General features: G+C 65.3%; 15 protein-coding genes. All 15 read right to left on the reverse strand.

The window, feature by feature from the left end; genetic code table 11:
* Positions 1–506: 506 nt before the first annotated feature.
* The 15 genes from ACTJLD_RS23560 to ACTJLD_RS23630 all read right to left on the reverse strand — a co-directional run bounded on the left by ACTJLD_RS23560 (position 507) and on the right by ACTJLD_RS23630 (position 19656).
* Positions 507–1637 carry an SLC13 family permease gene (locus ACTJLD_RS23560; protein ID WP_440659769.1) on the reverse strand — a complete coding sequence of 377 codons (1131 nt, stop codon included), beginning with the start codon at positions 1635–1637 and terminating at the stop codon, positions 507–509.
* 10 nt (positions 1638–1647) lie between these two features.
* Complete coding sequence (locus ACTJLD_RS23565; RefSeq protein ID WP_027788713.1) at positions 1648–2541, reverse strand: ParB/RepB/Spo0J family partition protein; 894 nt, start codon at positions 2539–2541, stop codon at positions 1648–1650.
* A 31-nt stretch (positions 2542–2572) separates the two neighbouring features.
* Positions 2573–3352, reverse strand: coding sequence for a ParA family protein (locus ACTJLD_RS23570; RefSeq protein WP_440659770.1), 780 nt, complete (start codon positions 3350–3352; stop codon positions 2573–2575).
* 56 nt (positions 3353–3408) lie between these two features.
* A complete protein-coding gene (gene rsmG / locus ACTJLD_RS23575) occupies positions 3409–4095 on the reverse strand; it encodes a 16S rRNA (guanine(527)-N(7))-methyltransferase RsmG (protein ID WP_048023976.1) in 687 nt (228 codons plus the stop codon).
* The gene (mnmG, locus tag ACTJLD_RS23580; RefSeq protein WP_226157720.1) at positions 4092–6062 is read right to left on the reverse strand and encodes a tRNA uridine-5-carboxymethylaminomethyl(34) synthesis enzyme MnmG; all 1971 of its coding nucleotides are present in this window, start codon (positions 6060–6062) and stop codon (positions 4092–4094) included. Before mnmG ends, rsmG begins: the two co-directional genes overlap by 4 nt.
* A gap of 579 nt (positions 6063–6641) precedes the next feature.
* The gene (locus ACTJLD_RS23585; protein ID WP_059490317.1) at positions 6642–7397 is read right to left on the reverse strand and encodes an ABC transporter ATP-binding protein; all 756 of its coding nucleotides are present in this window, start codon (positions 7395–7397) and stop codon (positions 6642–6644) included.
* A complete protein-coding gene (locus tag ACTJLD_RS23590; protein WP_222211340.1) occupies positions 7397–9181 on the reverse strand; it encodes a branched-chain amino acid ABC transporter ATP-binding protein/permease in 1785 nt (594 codons plus the stop codon). Before ACTJLD_RS23590 ends, ACTJLD_RS23585 begins: the two co-directional genes overlap by 1 nt.
* A gap of 4 nt (positions 9182–9185) precedes the next feature.
* Positions 9186–10241 (reverse strand): branched-chain amino acid ABC transporter permease, encoded by a 1056-nt coding sequence (locus ACTJLD_RS23595; protein ID WP_027788718.1) that lies wholly within the window; start codon positions 10239–10241, stop codon positions 9186–9188.
* A gap of 200 nt (positions 10242–10441) precedes the next feature.
* Positions 10442–11599 (reverse strand): ABC transporter substrate-binding protein, encoded by a 1158-nt coding sequence (locus ACTJLD_RS23600; RefSeq protein WP_021160432.1) that lies wholly within the window; start codon positions 11597–11599, stop codon positions 10442–10444.
* A gap of 1128 nt (positions 11600–12727) precedes the next feature.
* Positions 12728–13702 (reverse strand): branched-chain amino acid ABC transporter permease, encoded by a 975-nt coding sequence (locus tag ACTJLD_RS23605; protein ID WP_059490387.1) that lies wholly within the window; start codon positions 13700–13702, stop codon positions 12728–12730.
* On the reverse strand, positions 13702–14586 hold the full coding sequence (locus ACTJLD_RS23610; RefSeq protein WP_021160429.1) for a branched-chain amino acid ABC transporter permease: 885 nt from the start codon (positions 14584–14586) through the stop codon (positions 13702–13704). The genes ACTJLD_RS23605 and ACTJLD_RS23610 overlap by 1 nt, the downstream gene beginning before the upstream one ends.
* A 130-nt stretch (positions 14587–14716) precedes the next feature.
* Positions 14717–15916, reverse strand: a complete 1200-nt coding sequence (locus tag ACTJLD_RS23615) for an ABC transporter substrate-binding protein (protein ID WP_027788720.1) — start codon at positions 15914–15916, stop codon at positions 14717–14719.
* A gap of 76 nt (positions 15917–15992) precedes the next feature.
* On the reverse strand, positions 15993–16748 hold the full coding sequence (locus tag ACTJLD_RS23620) for an ABC transporter ATP-binding protein (RefSeq protein WP_021160427.1): 756 nt from the start codon (positions 16746–16748) through the stop codon (positions 15993–15995).
* The gene (locus ACTJLD_RS23625) at positions 16745–17524 is read right to left on the reverse strand and encodes an ABC transporter ATP-binding protein (RefSeq protein WP_021160426.1); all 780 of its coding nucleotides are present in this window, start codon (positions 17522–17524) and stop codon (positions 16745–16747) included. Before ACTJLD_RS23625 ends, ACTJLD_RS23620 begins: the two co-directional genes overlap by 4 nt.
* 446 nt (positions 17525–17970) lie before the next feature.
* The gene (locus ACTJLD_RS23630) at positions 17971–19656 is read right to left on the reverse strand and encodes a GMC family oxidoreductase (protein ID WP_226190546.1); all 1686 of its coding nucleotides are present in this window, start codon (positions 19654–19656) and stop codon (positions 17971–17973) included.
* Positions 19657–19694 lie beyond the last annotated feature (38 nt).

The following is a 19694-nucleotide window of genomic DNA, read 5'->3' on the forward strand; positions in this document are numbered from 1 at the left end:
TAGCTAACAAATCCGGGCGATTGTAAGCGATAGTTGCAAGTGATTCAAGGCTTTAGACGCGACAAAAACCTGCGTAAAACGACGCCTCATCATGTGAAAAAACACGCGATTCGACGACGTACGATGACAGTTGTAAGGTCGCTTTTTTGCGCCGGTATTTCTTGCTCGAAAAAATCCGGCGACGAGGAAATGACAAGGAAACGAGGCCCGATGCGGATGCCGGCGGGACGGCTCGAACGCCACCCGGAATCCACGCCGTGACGCGGCCCCGGGCTCACGCCAAGCACGAAGCGCCGAGCACGAAAAACCTGTGACCATCCGGCGGCACCGGATGCCCGAAATCGGGGCCGACGCCGACGCGTCGAATCATCCAATCAGTTGTCATGCCACCACAGGCGATCGACTGTGAATTGCCGGACTTATCAACAGCCCCGCAACCAGCGCGAATACTGTGCACCTGCCCCGCCACCCGAATCGCACGGCTGTGCCACACGCAGCCGCGTCACTCAACCGTGAACGAGCAGCCACGCGCCGACCGCCGCGCTGGCGAGTGCGAACGGAATCGAGACCAGATGGAACGGCAGCCACATGCGCGGCTCCTTCGCGAGACGCACCGCGATCAGGTTCGCAAGCGAGCCGATCGCGAAACCGAAGCCGCCGACCGATACGCCGAACGCGAGCGCACGCCAGTCGTGCGTGAACTCCGACAGCAGGATCGCGGCCGGTACATTGCTGATGACCTGTGACAACAGCGCGCCGGCCGCGTAGACGCGCAGCGGCGAATCGAGTTGCGCATTCGCAATCGTGTCGTGCACGACGGGCAGCGCAGCCGCGCTACGCAGCACGACGAACATCAGTACGAAGATCAGCAGCAGCAGCCAGTCGATCTTCAGGACTGCGTCGCGTTTGACGGCGAGCAGCACGATGGCGACACCGACGAGACCGGGCAGCGGATGATGCGCATCGGCGAGCAGCACGAACGCGGCGAACAGCACCGCCGCGATCAGCGCGTGCATGCGTTGCACGGGCAGCGCTGTAACATCGCCGGACAAGTCGAGCGGCTTCGCGCGAAACGCGCATGCGGTCAGCACGAGCAGCAGCGCCATCAGCGCGATCGCGAGCGGCCCGAGCGTGACCACGAAGCGGCCGAACGACGCACCGCTCAATTGCCACAGGAATAGATTCTGGGGATTGCCGAGCGGCGTCGCGACGGACCCCGCGTTGACCGCCAGCGCGACGACGATCACGAGCCGCCGGAACGGCAGTGGCGTCAGCGCACGCAACGAGACCATCAACGGCACGACGACGAACAGCGCGACGTCGTTGGTGAGCCACATCGACAACAACGCGGCGAACCCCACGAGCAACAACGCGAGCCCGCGTTCGGAATGCACGTGATGCACGATGCGGTGTGCGAGCCACATCAGGCAGCCGGACAATTCGAGCGCCTTGGTCAGCATCAGCAGGCCCGCCAGCGTCGCGACCGTCTGCCAGTCGACGCGACCGGCCAACACGGAAAATGGTTGCGGACGCACCCATTGCAGCACGATCAGGCCAAGTACGAGCACCGACAGCACCGGCTCCTGCGCAAGCCATCCCAGCCACCGGCGCGGCGTCGGCGCGCCCGTCTTCTCCATCGGCACCGCGTTACTCTTCGGTCGCGACGTTGCCGCGCAGCCGCACGAGAATGCCCTCGAGCGCGTCGAGGTTGCCGAAGTCGATCGTGACCTGCCCTCGTCCGCGGCGGCCGAGCTTGATCTTCACCGTCGACGCGAGCAGGTCGGACAACTCCTCCTCGAGACGGCGCGTATCGCGCCCGCCGTCGTCCTTCGCGCGCGCCTTCACGGCCGGCGCTTCCTTCGTCGTGTGCGTGACGAGCTTCTCGGTCTCCCGCACCGACATGCGCTTGTTGACGACCTGATGGGCGAGCGTGATCTGCGTGGCCGCATCGACGGCGAGCAGCGCGCGTGCGTGCCCCATGTCGAGATCACCGGCCAGCAGCATCGTCTGCACCGGCGAAGCCAGGTTCAGCAGGCGCAGCAGGTTCGACACCGCGCTGCGCGAACGGCCGACCGATTCGGCCGCCTGTTCGTGCGTGAAACCGAACTCGTCGAGCAGGCGCTGGATACCGTGCGCCTCTTCGAGCGGGTTCAGATCCTCGCGCTGGATGTTCTCGATCAGCGCCATCGCCGCGGCGGCCTGGTCGGACACATCCTTCACGAGCACCGGCACTTCATCGAGGCCCGCGAGGCGTGCCGCGCGGAAACGGCGCTCGCCCGCGATGATCTCGTATTTGTCTGACGAAATGGGCCGTACCAGGATCGGCTGCATCACGCCCTGCGCGCGAATGCTCGCCGCGAGCTCCTGCAGGCTGCCTTCGTCCATCCGCGTCCGCGGCTGGTACTTGCCGGCCTGCAGCTTGCCGAGCGCGAGCGTGTTCGGTGCCCCTTCGATCTTCACCGCTTCGGTGATATCGGCACTGCCGCCGAGCAGCGCTTCGAGGCCACGTCCCAAGCCCTTCTTCTTTGGTACCGCGTTCATGTCTTTCTTCCTCGCTTCGCTCATGTCCGGATCACGACACCTCGAACGCGCGAACGCGGTCGATCATCTCGGCACCGAACTGGAGATACGCTTGCGCACCGCGCGAGCTGCGGTCGAACACGACGCCCGGCAGCCCGTAACTCGGCGCTTCCGCCAGGCGCACGTTGCGCGGAATCACCGCGTCGAACACCTTGTCGCCGAAGTGCGCTTTCAGTTGATCGGAGACTTGCTGCTGCAGCGTGATGCGCGGATCGAACATCACACGCAGCAAGCCGATGATCTTCAGGTCGCGGTTCATGTTCGCGTGAACCTGCTTGATCGTGTTGACGAGGTCCGACAACCCCTCCAGTGCAAAGTATTCGCACTGCATGGGGATCACGACGCCATGTGCCGCGCACAAGCCGTTCAGCGTCAGCAGCGACAGCGTCGGCGGGCAATCGATCAGCACGAAATCGTAATCGTCGGCCACTTGCTCGAGCGCGGCCTTCAGCCGGCGCTCGCGGTTGTCGATGCTGATCAGTTCGATCTCGGCACCGGACAGCTCGCGGTTCGCGGGCAGCACGTCGTAGGTGACGCCTTCCGGCCGGATGCGCGCGTCGGTCACCGACACGCCGTCGACCAGCACCTCGTACACGGTCGCTTCGCAAGCAGCCTTGTCGATCCCGCTGCCCATCGTCGCGTTACCCTGAGGGTCGAGATCGATCAGCAGGACTCGTTGCTCCTGCGCTGCAAGGCTTGCGGCGAGATTGACCGATGTCGTCGTCTTGCCGACGCCCCCCTTCTGGTTCGCAACGCAGAAGATCTTTGCCATCGTTGGTGTGTTCCCTTTACCTTCAAACAAACGGCGCGCCATCGCGCGCCGGCCCTTCAATTCGCTTCGTCGACGGCCACTTCGATCAGATGCCGTTCGGCATCGAGCAACGGCACCGCCAGCCGTATCGTCTGCTTCACGCGGCTGCCTTCCGGCAACCGAGCAATCTCGTCGTCCGGATGAACGCCCTTCATTGCCCAGATCGATCCGCCCGGCGCAACCAGGTGTCGAGCAAGTTTAACGAAGTCGGACAGATCCGCGAAAGCGCGGGATACGATCATGTCGAATTTTTCCGGCACTTCGACACCCGGCTGCAGCGATTCGACCCGCCCCGTGACCACCGACAGGTTCGCGAGCTTCAGCTCCGCACGCATCTGGGTCTGGAATGCAGACTTCTTCTGCACGATATCGTTCAGCGTGATCTGCCAATCCGGCTCGACGATCGCCAGCACGATACCGGGCAATCCGCCGCCCGAGCCGACGTCGAGCACGCGGGCCGATGCACGGCCACGCAGATGCGGAACGATGGAAAGCGAATCGAGGATGTGCTGGATCAGCATCTGCTTCGGGTCGCGGATCGCGGTCAGGTTGTAGACCGCGTTCCACTTGCCGAGCAGCGCGACATAGTCGAGCAGCTGGTTGCGTTGTGCATCCGTCAGCGTGAGGTCGAGCGCCGTCGTGCCTTCGACGAGCATCTGTTCCAGTACGTCCCGATTAACCGCCGGCGCGCGACGCGCCGTCATTGTCGCGTCGGGACGGCGCCGTCCCCCTGCTCCGCTGCCGCTTCGGCCGTGCCATTACGGCGGCCCAGGCCGCGACGCTTCAGGTGCACCATCAGCAGCGAGATTGCCGCCGGCGTGACACCCGAGATGCGCGACGCCTGCCCGATCGTTTCCGGTCGGAACTCGTTGAGCTTCTGGCTCACCTCGAACGACAGGCCGCGGACTTCGCGGTAATCGATACCGTCGGGCAGGCGCGTGTTCTCGTTCGCATCGTTGCGTTCGATTTCCGATGCCTGCCGCTCGATGTAGCCCTGATACTTGATGCCGATCTCGACCTGCTCCTTGATCTGCTCGAGCAGCACCGGATCGTCGGCCAGCGGCTCGGCGGGGCCGCACTCGCCACCCTTCAGTCCGCACACACCGTCGTAGCTGATACCCGGACGGCGCAGCAGTTCGGCGAGGCTGTATTCGTGGTCGATCGCCTTGCCGAGGAGCGCGGTCGCCTCTTCCGGCGGCAACGTCTTCGGCGTGACCCACGTCGACTTCAGGCGTTCGGTTTCACGTGAAACAGCGTCGCGCTTCCGGCTGAATGCGTCCCAGCGTGCGTCGTCGACGAGCCCCAGTTCGCGGCCGATCTCGGTCAAGCGCATGTCGGCATTGTCTTCACGCAGGCTGAGGCGATACTCGGCGCGGCTCGTGAACATCCGGTACGGCTCGGCCACACCGCGCGTCACGAGATCGTCGACCAGCACGCCAAGGTAGGCCTGGTCACGGCGCGGGCACCATGCGTCCTTCTCCTGCACGTAGCGGCCAGCGTTGAGACCGGCCAGCAGACCCTGCGCGGCCGCTTCTTCATAGCCCGTCGTCCCGTTGATCTGGCCCGCAAAGAACAGCCCGTTGATCGCCTTCGTTTCGAGCGACGCCTTCAGCGCACGCGGGTCGAAGTAGTCGTACTCGATCGCGTAGCCGGGGCGCAGGATATGCGCGTTCTCGAGACCGCGCATCGAGTGCACGAGCTCGAGCTGGACGTCGAACGGCAGGCTCGTCGAGATCCCGTTCGGGTAGAACTCGTTGGTCGTCAGCCCTTCCGGTTCCAGGAAGATCTGGTGCGATTCCTTCGAAGCGAACCGGTGAATCTTGTCCTCGATCGACGGGCAATAGCGCGGCCCGACGCCTTCGATCACGCCTGTATACATAGGCGAACGGTCGAGGCCGCCACGAATGATGTCGTGCGTGCGCTCGTTCGTATGCGTGACCCAGCACGGCAGTTGCTGCGGATGCTGCTCCGCACGGCCCAGGAACGAGAAGACGGGGATCGGATCGAGATCGCCCGGCTGTTCATCCAGCTGCGAGAAGTCGATCGAGCGACCATCGATACGCGGCGGCGTACCGGTCTTCAGGCGGCCCTGCGGCAGCTTCAGCTCCTTCAGGCGCGACGACAGCGACACGGCCGCCGGATCGCCCGCGCGGCCACCCGTATAGTTGTTCAGGCCGACGTGAATCTTGCCGTCGAGGAACGTACCGGCGGTCAGCACGACCGCACGCGCACGGAAGCGGATGCCGATCTGCGTGACGGCGCCCACCACCCGGTCGCCTTCGACCATCAGGTCGTCGACAGCCTGCTGGAACAGCCACAGGTTCGGCTGATTCTCGAGCCGGTGGCGAATCGCGGCCTTGTACAGGATGCGATCGGCCTGCGCACGCGTCGCGCGCACGGCCGGCCCCTTCGACGAATTGAGGATCCGGAACTGAATACCGCTCTCGTCGGTCGCGGCTGCCATTGCGCCACCCAGCGCATCGACTTCCTTGACCAGATGGCCCTTGCCAATGCCGCCGATCGACGGATTGCAGCTCATCTGCCCAAGCGTTTCGATGTTGTGGGTCAGCAGTAATGTCTTTGCGCCCATGCGGGCGGACGCCAGCGCGGCTTCCGTGCCGGCATGACCGCCACCGACAACGATGACGTCAAATTCTGTGGGAAAAAGCATGGTGGATTCCGTACGCAGGACGGCGCACGAACCTATCTGAGAAATGTATGGGCCGAATTATAGCGGGTTCGCTTTTCACCCGAAGGCCGTCCGAATGGTAGGGTCTGTGCATTTCGGCGATTTTTCTGTGCTCGGCCGAAGAATCCGTGGCGCAGAGCCCACTCCGGCAACGCTTCCGGCCCGCCGGCAGCACATCGTCGTGCCTGTGCAAAAAATTCTCTTGCCGGGGAATTTCACGCGGAACACACACCCGTTCGATGCCTGTGCCCCGCACGGCAACCTGGACGGAACACCCTGTGCGACCGCACCCACCCTCTCCCTCACAGAATTTCAGACAGTTCGCCCGACACTTATCCCCTGTGATCCGGCACAACATCCCCAGTGTGCGGAACAGGCGACAGCCATCGGCGAACGATGCTCCGGATCGTCGTCCGCGCTGCACAGAGCTTCCGATTGTTTACCTTGCACTTATCCCCCGGCCGCTAGCCGTTGCGTGCCGGGGTCACATCTCACCAAAAAACAAAAACGGCGTGTTTCACGTGAAACACGCCGCCCGTTTCCCGCCCATCACGCCACCGATCAGGCCGTTTTCTTCGCCAGCCCGAGGTACGTCTCGATCACGCGTGGATTCTGCGCGAGTTCGGCCGCCGGCCCTTCCAGCGCAAATTCGCCTGTCTCCAGCACATAGCCGTAATCGGAGATCTGCAGTGCAGCCCGGGCGTTCTGCTCGATCAGCAGTGTCGCCACGCCCGTACCGCGCAACGCGCTGATGATATGAAAAATCTCCTTCACGATCAGCGGCGCCAGCCCGAGGCTCGGCTCGTCGAGCATCAGCAGATCGGGCTTGCCCATCAGTGCGCGTCCAACCGCAAGCATCTGCCGCTCGCCGCCGGATAGCGTGCCGGCCGCCTGCTTGCGGCGCTCCTTCAGCCGCGGAAACAGGGCGAACACATGATCGAGCTGGTCGAGGAAGTTCGCTTCACCGGCCTGCTTGCGCCGATACGCGCCCAATACGAGGTTGTCTTCGACCGTCATCGTGCTGAACAGCTCACGCTTTTCCGGTACGAGGCACATCCCGCGTGCGACGCGCTGTTCGACCGGCAATGCGCCGACGTCGTGCCCGCGGTACACGATCGCACCCGATGCATGCCCGGTCACCGGCAGCGCGCCCATGATCGCGTTCAGCAGCGTCGATTTGCCGGCGCCGTTCGGGCCGATCACGCTGACGATCTGCCCCGCGCCAACCTTGATCGCCGCGCCGTGCAGCGCCTCCACCTTCCCGTACCGGACCGCCAGCCCGCGCACTTCGAGAATCGGCATCGTCGTGTCCGTCATCACTCCACCCCGCCCAGATACGCTTCCAGCACCGCCGGATCCTGCTGCACGTCTTGCGGCAGTCCTTCCGCGATCCGCGTGCCGAACTCCATCACCACCAAACGGTCGGTGAGATTCATCACGAAATCCATGTCGTGTTCCACGAGCAACACGCTCATGCCTTCCGCCTTCAGCCGTCGCAGCAGATCGGCGAGTTGCTGCTTCTCCTGGTAACGCAGCCCGGCGGCCGGCTCGTCGAGCAGCAGCAGCGTCGGATCGCAGCACAGCGCCCGCGCGATTTCGAGAATCCGCTGCTGCCCCAGCGCGAGGCTGCCCGCTTCGTCGTACATGTGCTTTTCAAGCCCGACGCGGCGGATCTGGCGTGCGGCCTCAGCCAGCAGCTGCGCTTCCTCATGTGCATTGAGCCGCGCGACGCTGCGCCACACGCCCGTACGGCCACGCAGGTGCGCACCGATCGCGACGTTCTCGAGCACCGTCATCGCCGGCAACAGCTTCACGTGCTGGAACGTCCGGCCGATGCCGCGGCGGACGATCTGGCGCGATGTGAGCCCGTCGATACGCTCGCCACGGAATGTGATCGTGCCGCCCGTCGGCTTCAGCACACCCGTCACGAGGTTGAACGTGGTCGACTTGCCGGCGCCGTTCGGGCCGATCAGCCCGATGATCTGCCCCGCTTTCACGTCGAAGCTGACGTCGTTGACGGCCACGAGCCCGCCGAACTGCTTGCGCGCGTTGTCGACGACGAGCAGCGGCTCGCCGGCCGTCGGCTTCGCGCGTTGCGGCAACGGATCCGCGTGCTCGGGCACATGCGCGCGCGGCCCACGCGGGAACAGCCTCGCGACGAACGGCCACACGCCCTGACGCGCGTACTGCAGCAGCAGCACCATCAGCACGCCGAACACGATGATCTCGAAGTTGCCTTCCGAGCCGAGCAGCTTCGGCAGCAGCGTCTGCAGATAGTCCTGCAGCACGGTCAGGATCGCCGCGCCGAGCACCGCGCCCCACACGTGCGACACGCCGCCGACCACGGCCATAAACAGGAACTCGATCCCGTGGTTCAGCCCGAACGGCGTCGGGTTCACCGCGCGCTGCAGGTGCGCGTACAGGAAGCCCGATACGGCCGCGAGCACGGCCGCATAGACGAAGATCACGACGCGCATCCACGCGGTATTCACGCCCATCGCCTCGGCCATCACGCCGCCGCCGCGCAGCGCGCGGATCGCACGGCCCGGGCGGCTGTTCAGCAGGTTCTGCACCGACACGATCGCAGCCAGCACGACGGCCCAGATCAGGAAATACAGGCTGCGCCCGCTTCCAAGCTCGACGCCGAACAGGTTCAGTGCCGGAATCCCGTTGATGCCGTCGTACTTGCCGAGCAGTTCGAGGTTGCCGAACAGGTAGAACAGCGCAAGGCCCCACGCGATCGTGCCGAGCGGCAGGAAGTGGCCGGACAGCCGCATCGTGACCGCGCCGAGCACGAGCGCGACGAGCGCCGTCAGTACGACGCCGACGATCAGCGCGAGCCACGGCGACACGCCGTATCGCGTCGTCAGGAACGCGGTCGCATAGGCGCCGATGCCGACGAACGCGGCCTGCCCGAAGCTCGTCATCCCGCCGACGCCCGTCAGCAGCACGAGCCCGATCGCGACGATCGCGTAGAGGCCGATGTAGTTCAGCAGCGTGATCCAGTATTCGGGCACCTGCAGCGCACCAGGCAGCACCGGCAGCGCGAACAGCACCACGAGAAACACCCAGAAGGTCTTGTTGCGTACCATCGTCTTCATCGTGTCACTCCTCTTCCTCTTCCGCGTGCGGCGTCGCGAAGCTCCGCCACAGCAGCACCGGAATGATCAGCGTGAACACGATCACCTCCTTGTACGCGCTCGCCCAGAACGACGAATACGATTCGAGCACGCCGACGAGCAGCGAGCCGGCGGCCGCGAGCGGATAGCTGACGAGCCCGCCGATGATCGCGCCGACGAAACCCTTCAGGCCGATCAGGAAGCCCGAGTCGTAGTAGATCGTCGTCAGCGGGCCGACGAGGATCCCGGACAGCACGCCGAGCCCCGCCGCGAACGTGAACGCGAGCCGCCCTGCCTCGGTCGTGCCGATGCCGACGAGCCGCGCGCCGAGCCGGTTCACCGACGTCGCGCGCAGCGCCTTGCCGGCGATCGTGCGGCCGAAGTACACGTAGAGCGCACCGATCAGCACGAGTGCCGTCACGACGACCAGGATGCTCTGCACCGACACAGTCATGCTGCCGATCGCGAGCGACGCATCCGAGAACCCGTTGGTGCGCGAACCTTCCGCGCCGAACATCACGAGCCCGAGGCCGACCATCGCGAAGTGGACGGCGACCGACACGATCAGCAGCAGCAGCGTCGTGCCTTCGGCGATCGGCTGGTACACGAGCCGGTAGACGAACGGCCCCATCGGCACGACGATCGCAAGCGTCAGCGCGATCTGCGCGAGCATTGGCAGCGGCTGCGCGGCAAAGCTGCGCGTGATCGCGAACACCGCGAGCGGCAGCAGGACGTAGCGGCTGCCGAGTGTCGCGAGTGTGCGGCCGAGCTGATGGCGACGTTCGCGATGCCGGATCAGGCCGCCGACTTCGAGCAGGAAGCACGCGATGCCCATCACGAACAACAGCCAGCAGGTGGCGGGAAATTTCTGCGCCTGCAACGCGGCAAGCGTCAGCGCACCGTAGGCGACGAATTCGCCCTGGGGAATGAAGATCACCCGCGTGACGGAAAACACCAGCACGAGCGCCAGCGACAGCAATGCATATATGGCGCCGGTCGTGATGCCGTCTTGCGCGAGGATCGCTGCAATCGAGAGATCCATACGTTTCGTGTATCGAGAATGCTGCGGAGAAACGAAAGACGGAAACGGCCGGGGCGCGCGGACGGCAAGACCGGTGCGCAGGCACCCGGCGACGGGCCCCGGCGGTTCCAGGCGGCATGGGCGCGACCCGTCGGGCCGCGCACCCTGCCGACGGCACGCACGGCGCCGTTCGCGCCGCGCACGCCGGTTTCACGTGATGCTTACTCGGCCTGCAGCTTCCACTTGCCGTCGACGATCTGCACCATCACGCGTGCACGCGTATCGAAGCCGTTGTGATCGGTCGGCGTCATGTTGATCACGCCGTGCGACACGGGCAGGTCCTTCACGCTTTCGAGCGACGCGCGCAGCGCTTCGCGGAACGCCTCGGTGCCCGGCTGGCCCTTCTTCAGCGCTTCCGGAATCGCGCGCTGCAGCAGCAGCCCCGCATCCCACGCATGGCCGCCGAACGTCGCCAGCGAGCCCGCGCCGTAGGCCTTCTCGTACGCGGCCTTGTACCCGAGCGCCGGCTTCTTCACCGGATTCGAATCGGGCAGCTGGTCGGTCACGAGCACCGGGCCGGCCGGCAGGATCTCGCCTTCGCAGTCCTTGCCGCACACACGCAGGAAGTCGTTGTTCGCGACGCCGTGCGTCTGGTACACCTTGCCCTTGTAGCCGCGCTCCTTCAGCGTCTTCGCCGGCAGCGCCGCCGGCGTGCCCGAGCCGGCGATCAGCACCGCATCCGGATTCGAGCCCATCAGCTTCAGCACCTGCCCCATCACCGACGCGTCGGTACGGTTGAAGCGCTCGTTCGACACGACCTTCAGGCCGTTCTTCGCGGCCGCCGCGTTGAACGTGTTGTACCAGCTGTCGCCGTACGCATCGGCGAAGCCGATGAAGCCGACCGTCTTCACGCCGTGCTTCGCCATGTAGCCGGCGATCGCGTCGGCCATCAGCTGGTCGTTCTGCGGCACCTTGAACATCCAGGCGCGCTTCGCATCCATCGGCGAGATGATCTGCGCGCTCGCCGCGAGCGAGATCGTCGGCGTCTTGCCCTGCGACACGGGATCGAGCATCGCGAGCGAGTTCGGCGTGACGGACGAACCGATGATCGCGTCGACGTGATCCTCGTCGATCAGCTTGCGCACGTTCTGCACCGCGCGGCTCGTGTCGGATGCGTCGTCGAGCACGATGTACTGCACGCTCTTGCCGGCGATTTCCTTCGGCAGCAGCGCGATCGTGTTCTTTTCCGGAATCCCGAGCGACGCGGCCGGCCCGGTGGCCGACAGCGTCACGCCGATCTTCACCTGCGCCGACGCCGTGGCGGCCGCGCACACGAGGCCCGCGGCAAGCAGAACTTCCATCCATCGATTCATCTTCATTTATGTCGTCTCCAAACGCTGCTCGAAAAAGCCACGGGTCGCTCGGGCGGCTCCCGGTCTCCAAACAAGTTAATAATTTAACTATCTCGCCTTGCCCCGCCTACACTCGTTTTCCCGTGAAACGCCGGCGCCGCCATCGAGCCCCGGCGATACCGCACATGCACGCGCCGCAGCGCGTGCCGAAACGGTCGTTCGACCGCCACGATGCGCGGCGGCAATGTCGTCAGGATGAAGGAAACGGAGAAAAGCGGCGCTGTGCGAAACGCGATCGATGCGGGCGCAACGATCGCCGGAAGGTCGGCCGGCGGGCCTGATACGGCTCCATGCGCGGGCAATGCAGGATCGGAAAAACGGCCGTTCATGCGAATGCGAACGACGCATCGAATGCGAACGCAACGACCGGACAGACCATCGTGCCGGCAAATTGCATCGGAACGCACATGCCGGCCGCAGAGCGGCTCGTGAAAGCCGGGGCATACCGATGCACGTCCGCCCCCGAACGAGCGGCGCCAGCCGCCCCTCCCGCCCCGATCCTTCGTCCCGCGCTTCTCATCCAACCGCACTCCCTCTTCTGCATTTTGCTTGTAGGAGAACTGCCGACCGTTTTCCCGACCGCACGGTCGGCGAAAGCTGAGTGTAACGGACGCTTTTTGCGCACGCCAACCGGGTAAGCCCGGACGGCATGCACACGGCTGCGCGCCGGCGGCGATCGACCGGCAGGAACGGATGAAATCGGGGGGACGGGATGACGCGCGAGTGACGCGAGGCAGAACACGGGCGCGCGGAACGCAGCGCGGTTCGCCTGCACCATCGATGAAAATTCGTGCACCAAATGAAAAAGCGCTGTTGGATTCCGTCCAACAGCGCTTTAGGGTCCGGGCACTTTGTGCCTCGATTGTCTCCTCGTTCTCCACCTGCAAATTCGTTTCGCGGTGCATCAGAACTAGGGTGAATCTTAAAGAGGCTTAAGCACCACGGCAACTTAGCATTTACCCCTATGGTGCATCGCCGCACGAAAATGGGGCAGCAGCCAGCCGCGCGGTGCCGCCCCGAGCGCGCTGCGACGCGCTTCACGCGCATGCCGGATGGTGCTTCGCATCAACCGGCGGCGACGTGCGCGGCATGCGCTCAGGAGGCCCTGAGCGGCTTGATCCGCGCGACCATCTCGCCGACGATGCCGCGCCGGAACGCGAGCACGCACACGATGAAGATCAGCCCCGTGACGATCGTCGCCGATTCGCCGAGCGAATGGAACCACGCGACGCCCGTCGCCGATGCGAGCCATTCGCCGATGTCGCCGAGCCGGTCTTCGAGCGCGACGATCAGCGCCGCGCCGAGCAGCGGCCCGAACAGCGTGCCCATGCCGCCGACGAGCGTCATCAGCACGACCAGGCCCGACATCGTCCAGTACGCGTCCGACAGCGTCTCGAAGCCGAGCACGAGCACCTTCAGCGAGCCGGCCAGCCCCGCGATGCCCGCCGACAGGATGAACGCGAGCAGCTTGAAACGGTCGGTGTCGTAGCCGAGCGAGATCGCGCGCGCCTCGTTCTCCTTGATCGCGACGAGCACCTGGCCGAACGGCGAATGCACGACCCGCACGATGAACGCGCACGCGGCAACGACCACCGCCACCACGACGTAGTACAGCGCGACGTCGTTCGACAGGTCGAGCAGCCCGAACAGGTGACCGCGCGGCACGCCCTGCAACCCGTCTTCGCCGTGCGTGAACGGCGCCTGCAGGTAGATGAAATAGACCATCTGCGCGAACGCGAGCGTGATCATCGCGAAGTAGATGCCCTGCCGGCGGATCGCGAACAGCCCGACGACGAGCCCGAGCAGCGTCGCGGCAACGGTGCCGACGAGCACCCCGAGTTCCGGCGTGAAGCCGAGCGTCTGCATCGAATAACCGGTCGCATAACCGGCGGTCGCGAGGAACATCGCATGACCGAACGACAGCAGCCCCGTATAGCCGATCAGCAGGTTGAATGCGGCCGCGAACAGCGCGAACGTGAGCACCTTCATCACGAACACCGGGTACGCGCCGATGAACGGCGCGGCGAGCAGTGCGGCAAGCAGCACGCCGTAGAGCACTTTTCTCTGCATCATTTTTCCTTGCCGAAGAGGCCCGCCGGGCGGAACAGCAGCACGATCGCCATGATCACGAACACGACGGTGGCCGACGCTTCGGGGTAGAACACGCGCGTGAAACCCTCGATCACGCCGAGCATCAGGCCCGTGACGATCGAGCCGAGGATCGACCCCATCCCGCCGATCACGACCACCGCGAACACGGTGATGATCATCGGCTGGCCCATCAGCGGCGACACCTGGATCACCGGCGCGGCCAGCACGCCCGCGAACGCCGCGAGCGCGACGCCGAAGCCGTACGTGAGCGTGATCATCATCGGCACGTTCACGCCGAATGCCTCGACGAGCTTCGGGTTCTCGGTGCCCGCGCGCAGGTAGGCGCCCAGGCGCGTCTTCTCGATCACGAACCAGGTCACGAGACACACCGCGAGCGACGCGACGACCACCCACGCGCGGTAGTTCGGCAGGAACATGAAGCCGAGGTTGGTGGCGCCGGACAGCTGCGACGGCACGTCGTACGGCTGGCCGGACGAGCCGTAGATCGACCGGAACACGCCTTCGACGACCAGCGTGAGCCCGAACGTGAGCAGCAGCCCGTACAGGTGATCGAGCTTGTACAGCCAGCGCAGCATCGAGCGCTCGATCAGGATCCCGAACGCACCGACGACCAGCGGCGCGATCACGAGCATCGCCCAGTACGGCAGCCCGAAGTACGACAGGCCCATCCACGCGAGCATCGCGCCCAGCATGAACAGCGCGCCGTGCGCGAAGTTGATCACGTTGAGCAGCCCGAAGATCACCGCGAGCCCGAGGCTCAGGATCGCGTAGAACGAGCCGTTGACGAGCCCGAGCAGCAACTGGCTCAGCATCGCCGGCAACGGAATGCCAAAGATTTCCATCGACTTAGCCGTCAGTATGAGTTTCGTTGCGCGCGCAACCTTCTCGGGATGCGCACGCGGGCGGCGCAGCGGGGCACATCGCTGCGGCCGCCACCGTGCGGCGCGCAACTCGCGCGCCGCCAAGCCCCGCTTACTTCCACAACGCGCAGCGCGATTCCTGCTTGGTCCCGAACGCCTGTTCGCCCGGAATCGTCGCGAGCACCTTGTAGTAATCCCACGGCTCCTTCGATTCAGCAGGCTTCTTCACTTCCATCAGGTACATGTCGTGGATCATGCTGCCGTCCGTGCGGATGTAGCCCTTCGCGTAGAAGTCGTTGATCTTGATCTTCTTCAGCTCGGCCATCACCTTGTCGGAATCGGTCGTGCCGGCAGCCTGGACCGCCTTCAGGTAGGTCGTCACCGACGAGTAGTCGGCCGCCTGCAGGCTCGACGGCATCTTCTTCATCTTGCCGAAGTAGCGTTGCGCCCACTGGCGCGACGCCGCATCGCGGTTCCAGTACCAGCTGTCGGTCAGCACAAGGCCCTGCGTCGTCTCGAGGCCGAGGCTGTGCACGTCGTCGATGAACATCAGCAGCGCGGCGAGCTTCATCGTCTTCGTGATGCCGAACTCCTTCGCGGCCTTGATCGAGTTGATCGTGTCGCCGCCCGCGTTCGCGAGCCCGAGGATCTGCGCCTTCGACGCCTGCGCCTGCAGCAGGAACGACGAGAAATCCGACGCGGACAGCGGGTGACGCACCGCGCCGAGCACCTGCCCGCCGTTCGCCTTCACGACGTCCGACGTGTTCTTCTCGAGCGCCTTGCCGAACGCGTAGTCGGCGGTCAGGAAGAACCAGCTCTTGCCGCCCTGCTTCACCACCGCCGAACCGGTGCCCTTCGCGAGCGCCATCGTGTCGTATGCGTAGTGCACCGTGTACGGCGTGCACTGCTCGTTCGTCAGCGTGTCGGCGCCCGCGCCGATGTTGATGTAGACCTTCTTCTTCTCGGCCGCGACCTGGTTCATCGACAGCGCGGTGGCGGAGTTCGTGCCGCCGACCAGCAGGTCGAGCCCGCCGCGGTCCATCCATTCACGCGCCTTCGACGCGGCGATGTCGGCCTTGTTCTGGTGATCGGCATAGACGACCTCGATCGGCTTGCCGAGCACCTTGCCGCCGAAATCGGCGACCGCCATGCGGATCGCCTCGAGGCCGCCCTGCCCGTCGATGTCCGCGTAAAGCCCCGACATGTCGGTGATGAAGCCGATCTTCACGGTATCCGCGGCCTGCGCGGCGCCGGTGGTGAACGCGGCCGCCGCGAGCGCGAGACAGGCGTGTGCGAGGGTCTTCATTTTCATTGACGTCTCCTGTTGTTCTGATGCGTTGTGGTTGTTCGAAGCCGCCACGGCTAGCGGCGAAAGAGACGGGGCGGCGTCACACCCCGAGCAGGTCGTGCAGGGTCGGCATCTTGCTTTCCAGTTCGGCCGCCTGGAAATGTTCGACGATGCTGCCGTGCTCCATCACGTAGAACCGGTCGGCGAGCGGCGCCGCGAAGCGGAAATTCTGTTCGACCATCACGATCGTGTAGCCGCGCGCCTTCAGCGCGACGATCATCCGCGCCAGCGACTGCACGATTACCGGCGCGAGGCCTTCGGAGATCTCGTCGAGCAGCAGCAGGTTCGCGCCGGTGCGCAGGATCCGCGCGACCGCGAGCATCTGCTGCTCGCCGCCGGACAGCCGCGTGCCCTGGCTCTGCCGGCGCGATGCGAGGTTCGGAAACATCGTGTAGATCTCGTCGATCGACATCGCGTGATCGCGCGGCCCGATCGGCGGCGGCAGCATCAGGTTCTCCTCGCACGACAGGCTCGAGAAGATCCCGCGCTCCTCCGGGCAGTAGCCGACACCGAAATGCGCGATGCGGTGTGTCGCGAGGCCGATCGTCTCGTTGCCCGCAACCTTGATCGACCCGCTGCGGCGACCCGTGAGGCCCATGATCGCGCGCAGCGTCGTCGTGCGGCCTGCGCCGTTGCGGCCGAGCAGCGTGACGACCTCGCCGCGATGCACCGTCAGGTCGACACCGTGCAATATGTGGGATTCCCCGTACCAGGCCTCCAGGCCCGTAATCTCCAGCGCGGGCGTACCGCTTTCGACGCCGCTCAATTCGCGTTCCTCCCGTTCGCTGTGCTTCATGCGTGCGCCCCCGCGAGCGCCGCGTCGGCGCTGCCCATGTAGGCCTCGATGACGAGCGGATTCTTCGACACTTCCGCATACGAGCCTTCGGCCAGCACCTCGCCGCGTTGCAGGACGGTGATCGTGTCGGAGATGCCCGCGATCACGTTCATGTTGTGCTCGACCATCAGGATCGTGCGGCCGCTCGCGACCTTCTTGATCAGTGCGGTCACGCGATCGACGTCCTCGTGGCCCATCCCTTGCGTGGGCTCGTCGAGCAGCATCAGCTCGGGCTCCATCGCGAGCGTGGTCGCGATCTCCAGCGCGCGCTTGCGGCCGTATGCGAGTTCGACGGTCGGCACCTGCGCGAAATCGGTGAGGCCGACCTGCGTGAGCAGATCCATCGCACGGTCGTCGAGCCGCTTGAGCGTGCGTTCGCTGCGCCAGAAATGGAATTCGGTGCCGAGCGCGCGCTGCAGGCCGATGCGCACGTTCTGCAATGCGGTCAGGTGCGGAAAGACGGCCGAGATCTGGAACGAACGGATGATGCCGCGCCGCGCGACCTGCGCGGGCCGCTCGTCGGTGATGTCGATCCCGTTGAAGACGATCTGCCCGGCCGTCGGCGTCAGGAATTTGGTGAGGAGGTTGAAGCAGGTCGTCTTGCCTGCGCCGTTCGGTCCGATCAACGCATGGATCGCACCGCGACGCACACGCAGGTTCACGCCGTTGACGGCCGTGAAACCCCTGAATTCCTTGGTCAGTCCGCGTGTTTCCAGAATCGTGTCGCCGAGAATCATGTTCCCTTCCATACGAAGTCAGGCGAAGCACCGGGAAGATTCGCGCGAAGCGGCCGCGAAACACGTCAGCGGATGAGCAGGCTGCCCCGGGCGCCGTGTTACGCCTCGAGGGTGGTCTCCCGCGCCGACGCGTATGCACACTGCGCCACATTGTCTCGCCGTTGGTGCAGTGCAATCATCGGGATTTGCACTTATAGGGCTGGCCGCCATGTCGCGTGCGGTTGTGCTCGGTTTTTCGCCACGTTTTTTTGACACGTGCATCATCGACCGTTGCGTCTTCGCACGCGCGGCAGGCACGCAACAGGAAAGCCGTGCGGCTGCACGGCTTGCATGGATCTTGCCGGTGAAGCGACCCAATCGACACGATCGGCACCGGCAGCTTGTTTCGCATATCGAATCAGCGGGCGTCATCATGACGGCCCGCTGTCGTGCGTGTCAGCGTTCCGTCACGCGGCCGTCGCCGCGGGCTCCGTTCGCACCGGCGTCGCTTCGCGCGCCGCGCGGCGATCGGCACGGATCATGTCGCTCGCGCGCTCGGCGATCATCAGCGTCGGCGAATTGGTATTGCCCGATGTAATGAAGGGCATCACCGACGCATCGACGATCCGCAGCCCGGCGATGCCGCGTACGCGCAGCCGGCTGTCGACAACCGCATGCTCGTCGTCGGCCCGCCCCATCCGGCAGGTGCCGACCGGGTGGAAGATCGTCGTGCCGACGGCGCCCGCCGCGTCGATCAGCTCGGCTTCGCTGCGGTACTGCGTGCCGGGCAGGATTTCCTCGGGCCGATAACGCGCGAGCGCCGGCGCGGACGCGATCCGGCGCGTGAGGCGCAACGCGTTCGCGGCGACGTGGCGATCGTGGTCGGTCGACAGATAGTTCGGCGCGATTGCGGGTGCGACACCCGGATCGGCGCTCACGACATGCACGCTGCCGCGCGACGTCGGCCGCAGATGGCACACGGACGCCGTAAATGCATTGAAGCTGTGCAGCGGCTCGCCGAAACGTTCGAGCGACAGCGGCTGCACGTGGTATTCGAGATCGGGGCGCGTGAGTGCCGGATCGTCGGGATCGGATTTCGCGAATGCGCCGAGCTGCGACGGCGCCATCGACATCGGCCCGCGCTGCAGCAACGCATATTCCGCGCCGATCATCAGCTTGCCCCACCAGTGCGCGGACAGCGTGTTGAGCGTGCGCACGCCTTCGACGCGAAACGCCATCCGCAATTGCAGGTGATCCTGCAGGTTTTCGCCGACGCCCGGCAGATCCTGCACGACGTCGATGCCGAGCGCCTGCAGCCGCCGGCCGTCGCCGATGCCCGACAGTTCGAGCAGCTGCGGCGAATTCACGGCGCCGGATGTCAGCAGCACCTCCGAGCGCGCCCGCGCAACGTAATCGGTGCCGCCGCCGCGATATTCGACACCGACCGCGCGCCGCCCGTCGAAAATCACGCGCTGCGCGTGCGCGCCGGTGATCACGGTCAGGTTCGGGCGCGCCATCGCGGGCCGCAGGAACGCCTTCGACGTATTCCAGCGCACGCCGCGCTTCTGGTTCACCTCGAAATAACCGACCCCGGAATTGTCGCCGCGGTTGAAGTCGTCGGTTGCCGGGATGCCCGTCTGCTGCGCGGCCTGCGCGAACGATTCGAGGATCTCCCAGCGCAGCCGCTGCTTCTCGACGCGCCAGTAACCGCCCGCGCCGTGTGCGTCGCTCGCGCCCGCATGGTGGTCCTCGCTGCGCTTGAAGATCGGCAGCACGCTGTCCCACGACCAGCCGGCGTCGCCGGTTTCCTGCGCCCAGCTGTCGTAATCCTCGCGCTGGCCGCGCATGTAGATCATCCCGTTGATCGACGAGCAGCCGCCGAGCACGCGGCCGCGCGGATACGACAGCGCCCGGCCGTTGAGCGCCGCTTCGGGTTGGGTCTTGTACAGCCAGTCGGTGCGCGGGTTGCCGATGCAATACAGGTAGCCGACCGGGATGTGGATCCAGTGATAGTCGTCCTTGCCGCCTGCTTCGAGCAGCAGCACGCGGATGTCGGGATCCTCGGTCAGGCGGTTCGCGAGCACGCAGCCTGCGGTGCCCGCACCGACGATCACGTAGTCGAATTCGCCTTCGAGCGTGCGTGGAGTACTCACGGCGTGTCCCCTTCTTCGTTGTTGTGCGCCGCGCGGCG

It is taken from the genome of Burkholderia sp. 22088 (assembly GCF_052045915.1).
Lineage (GTDB): Bacteria > Pseudomonadota > Gammaproteobacteria > Burkholderiales > Burkholderiaceae > Burkholderia > Burkholderia cepacia.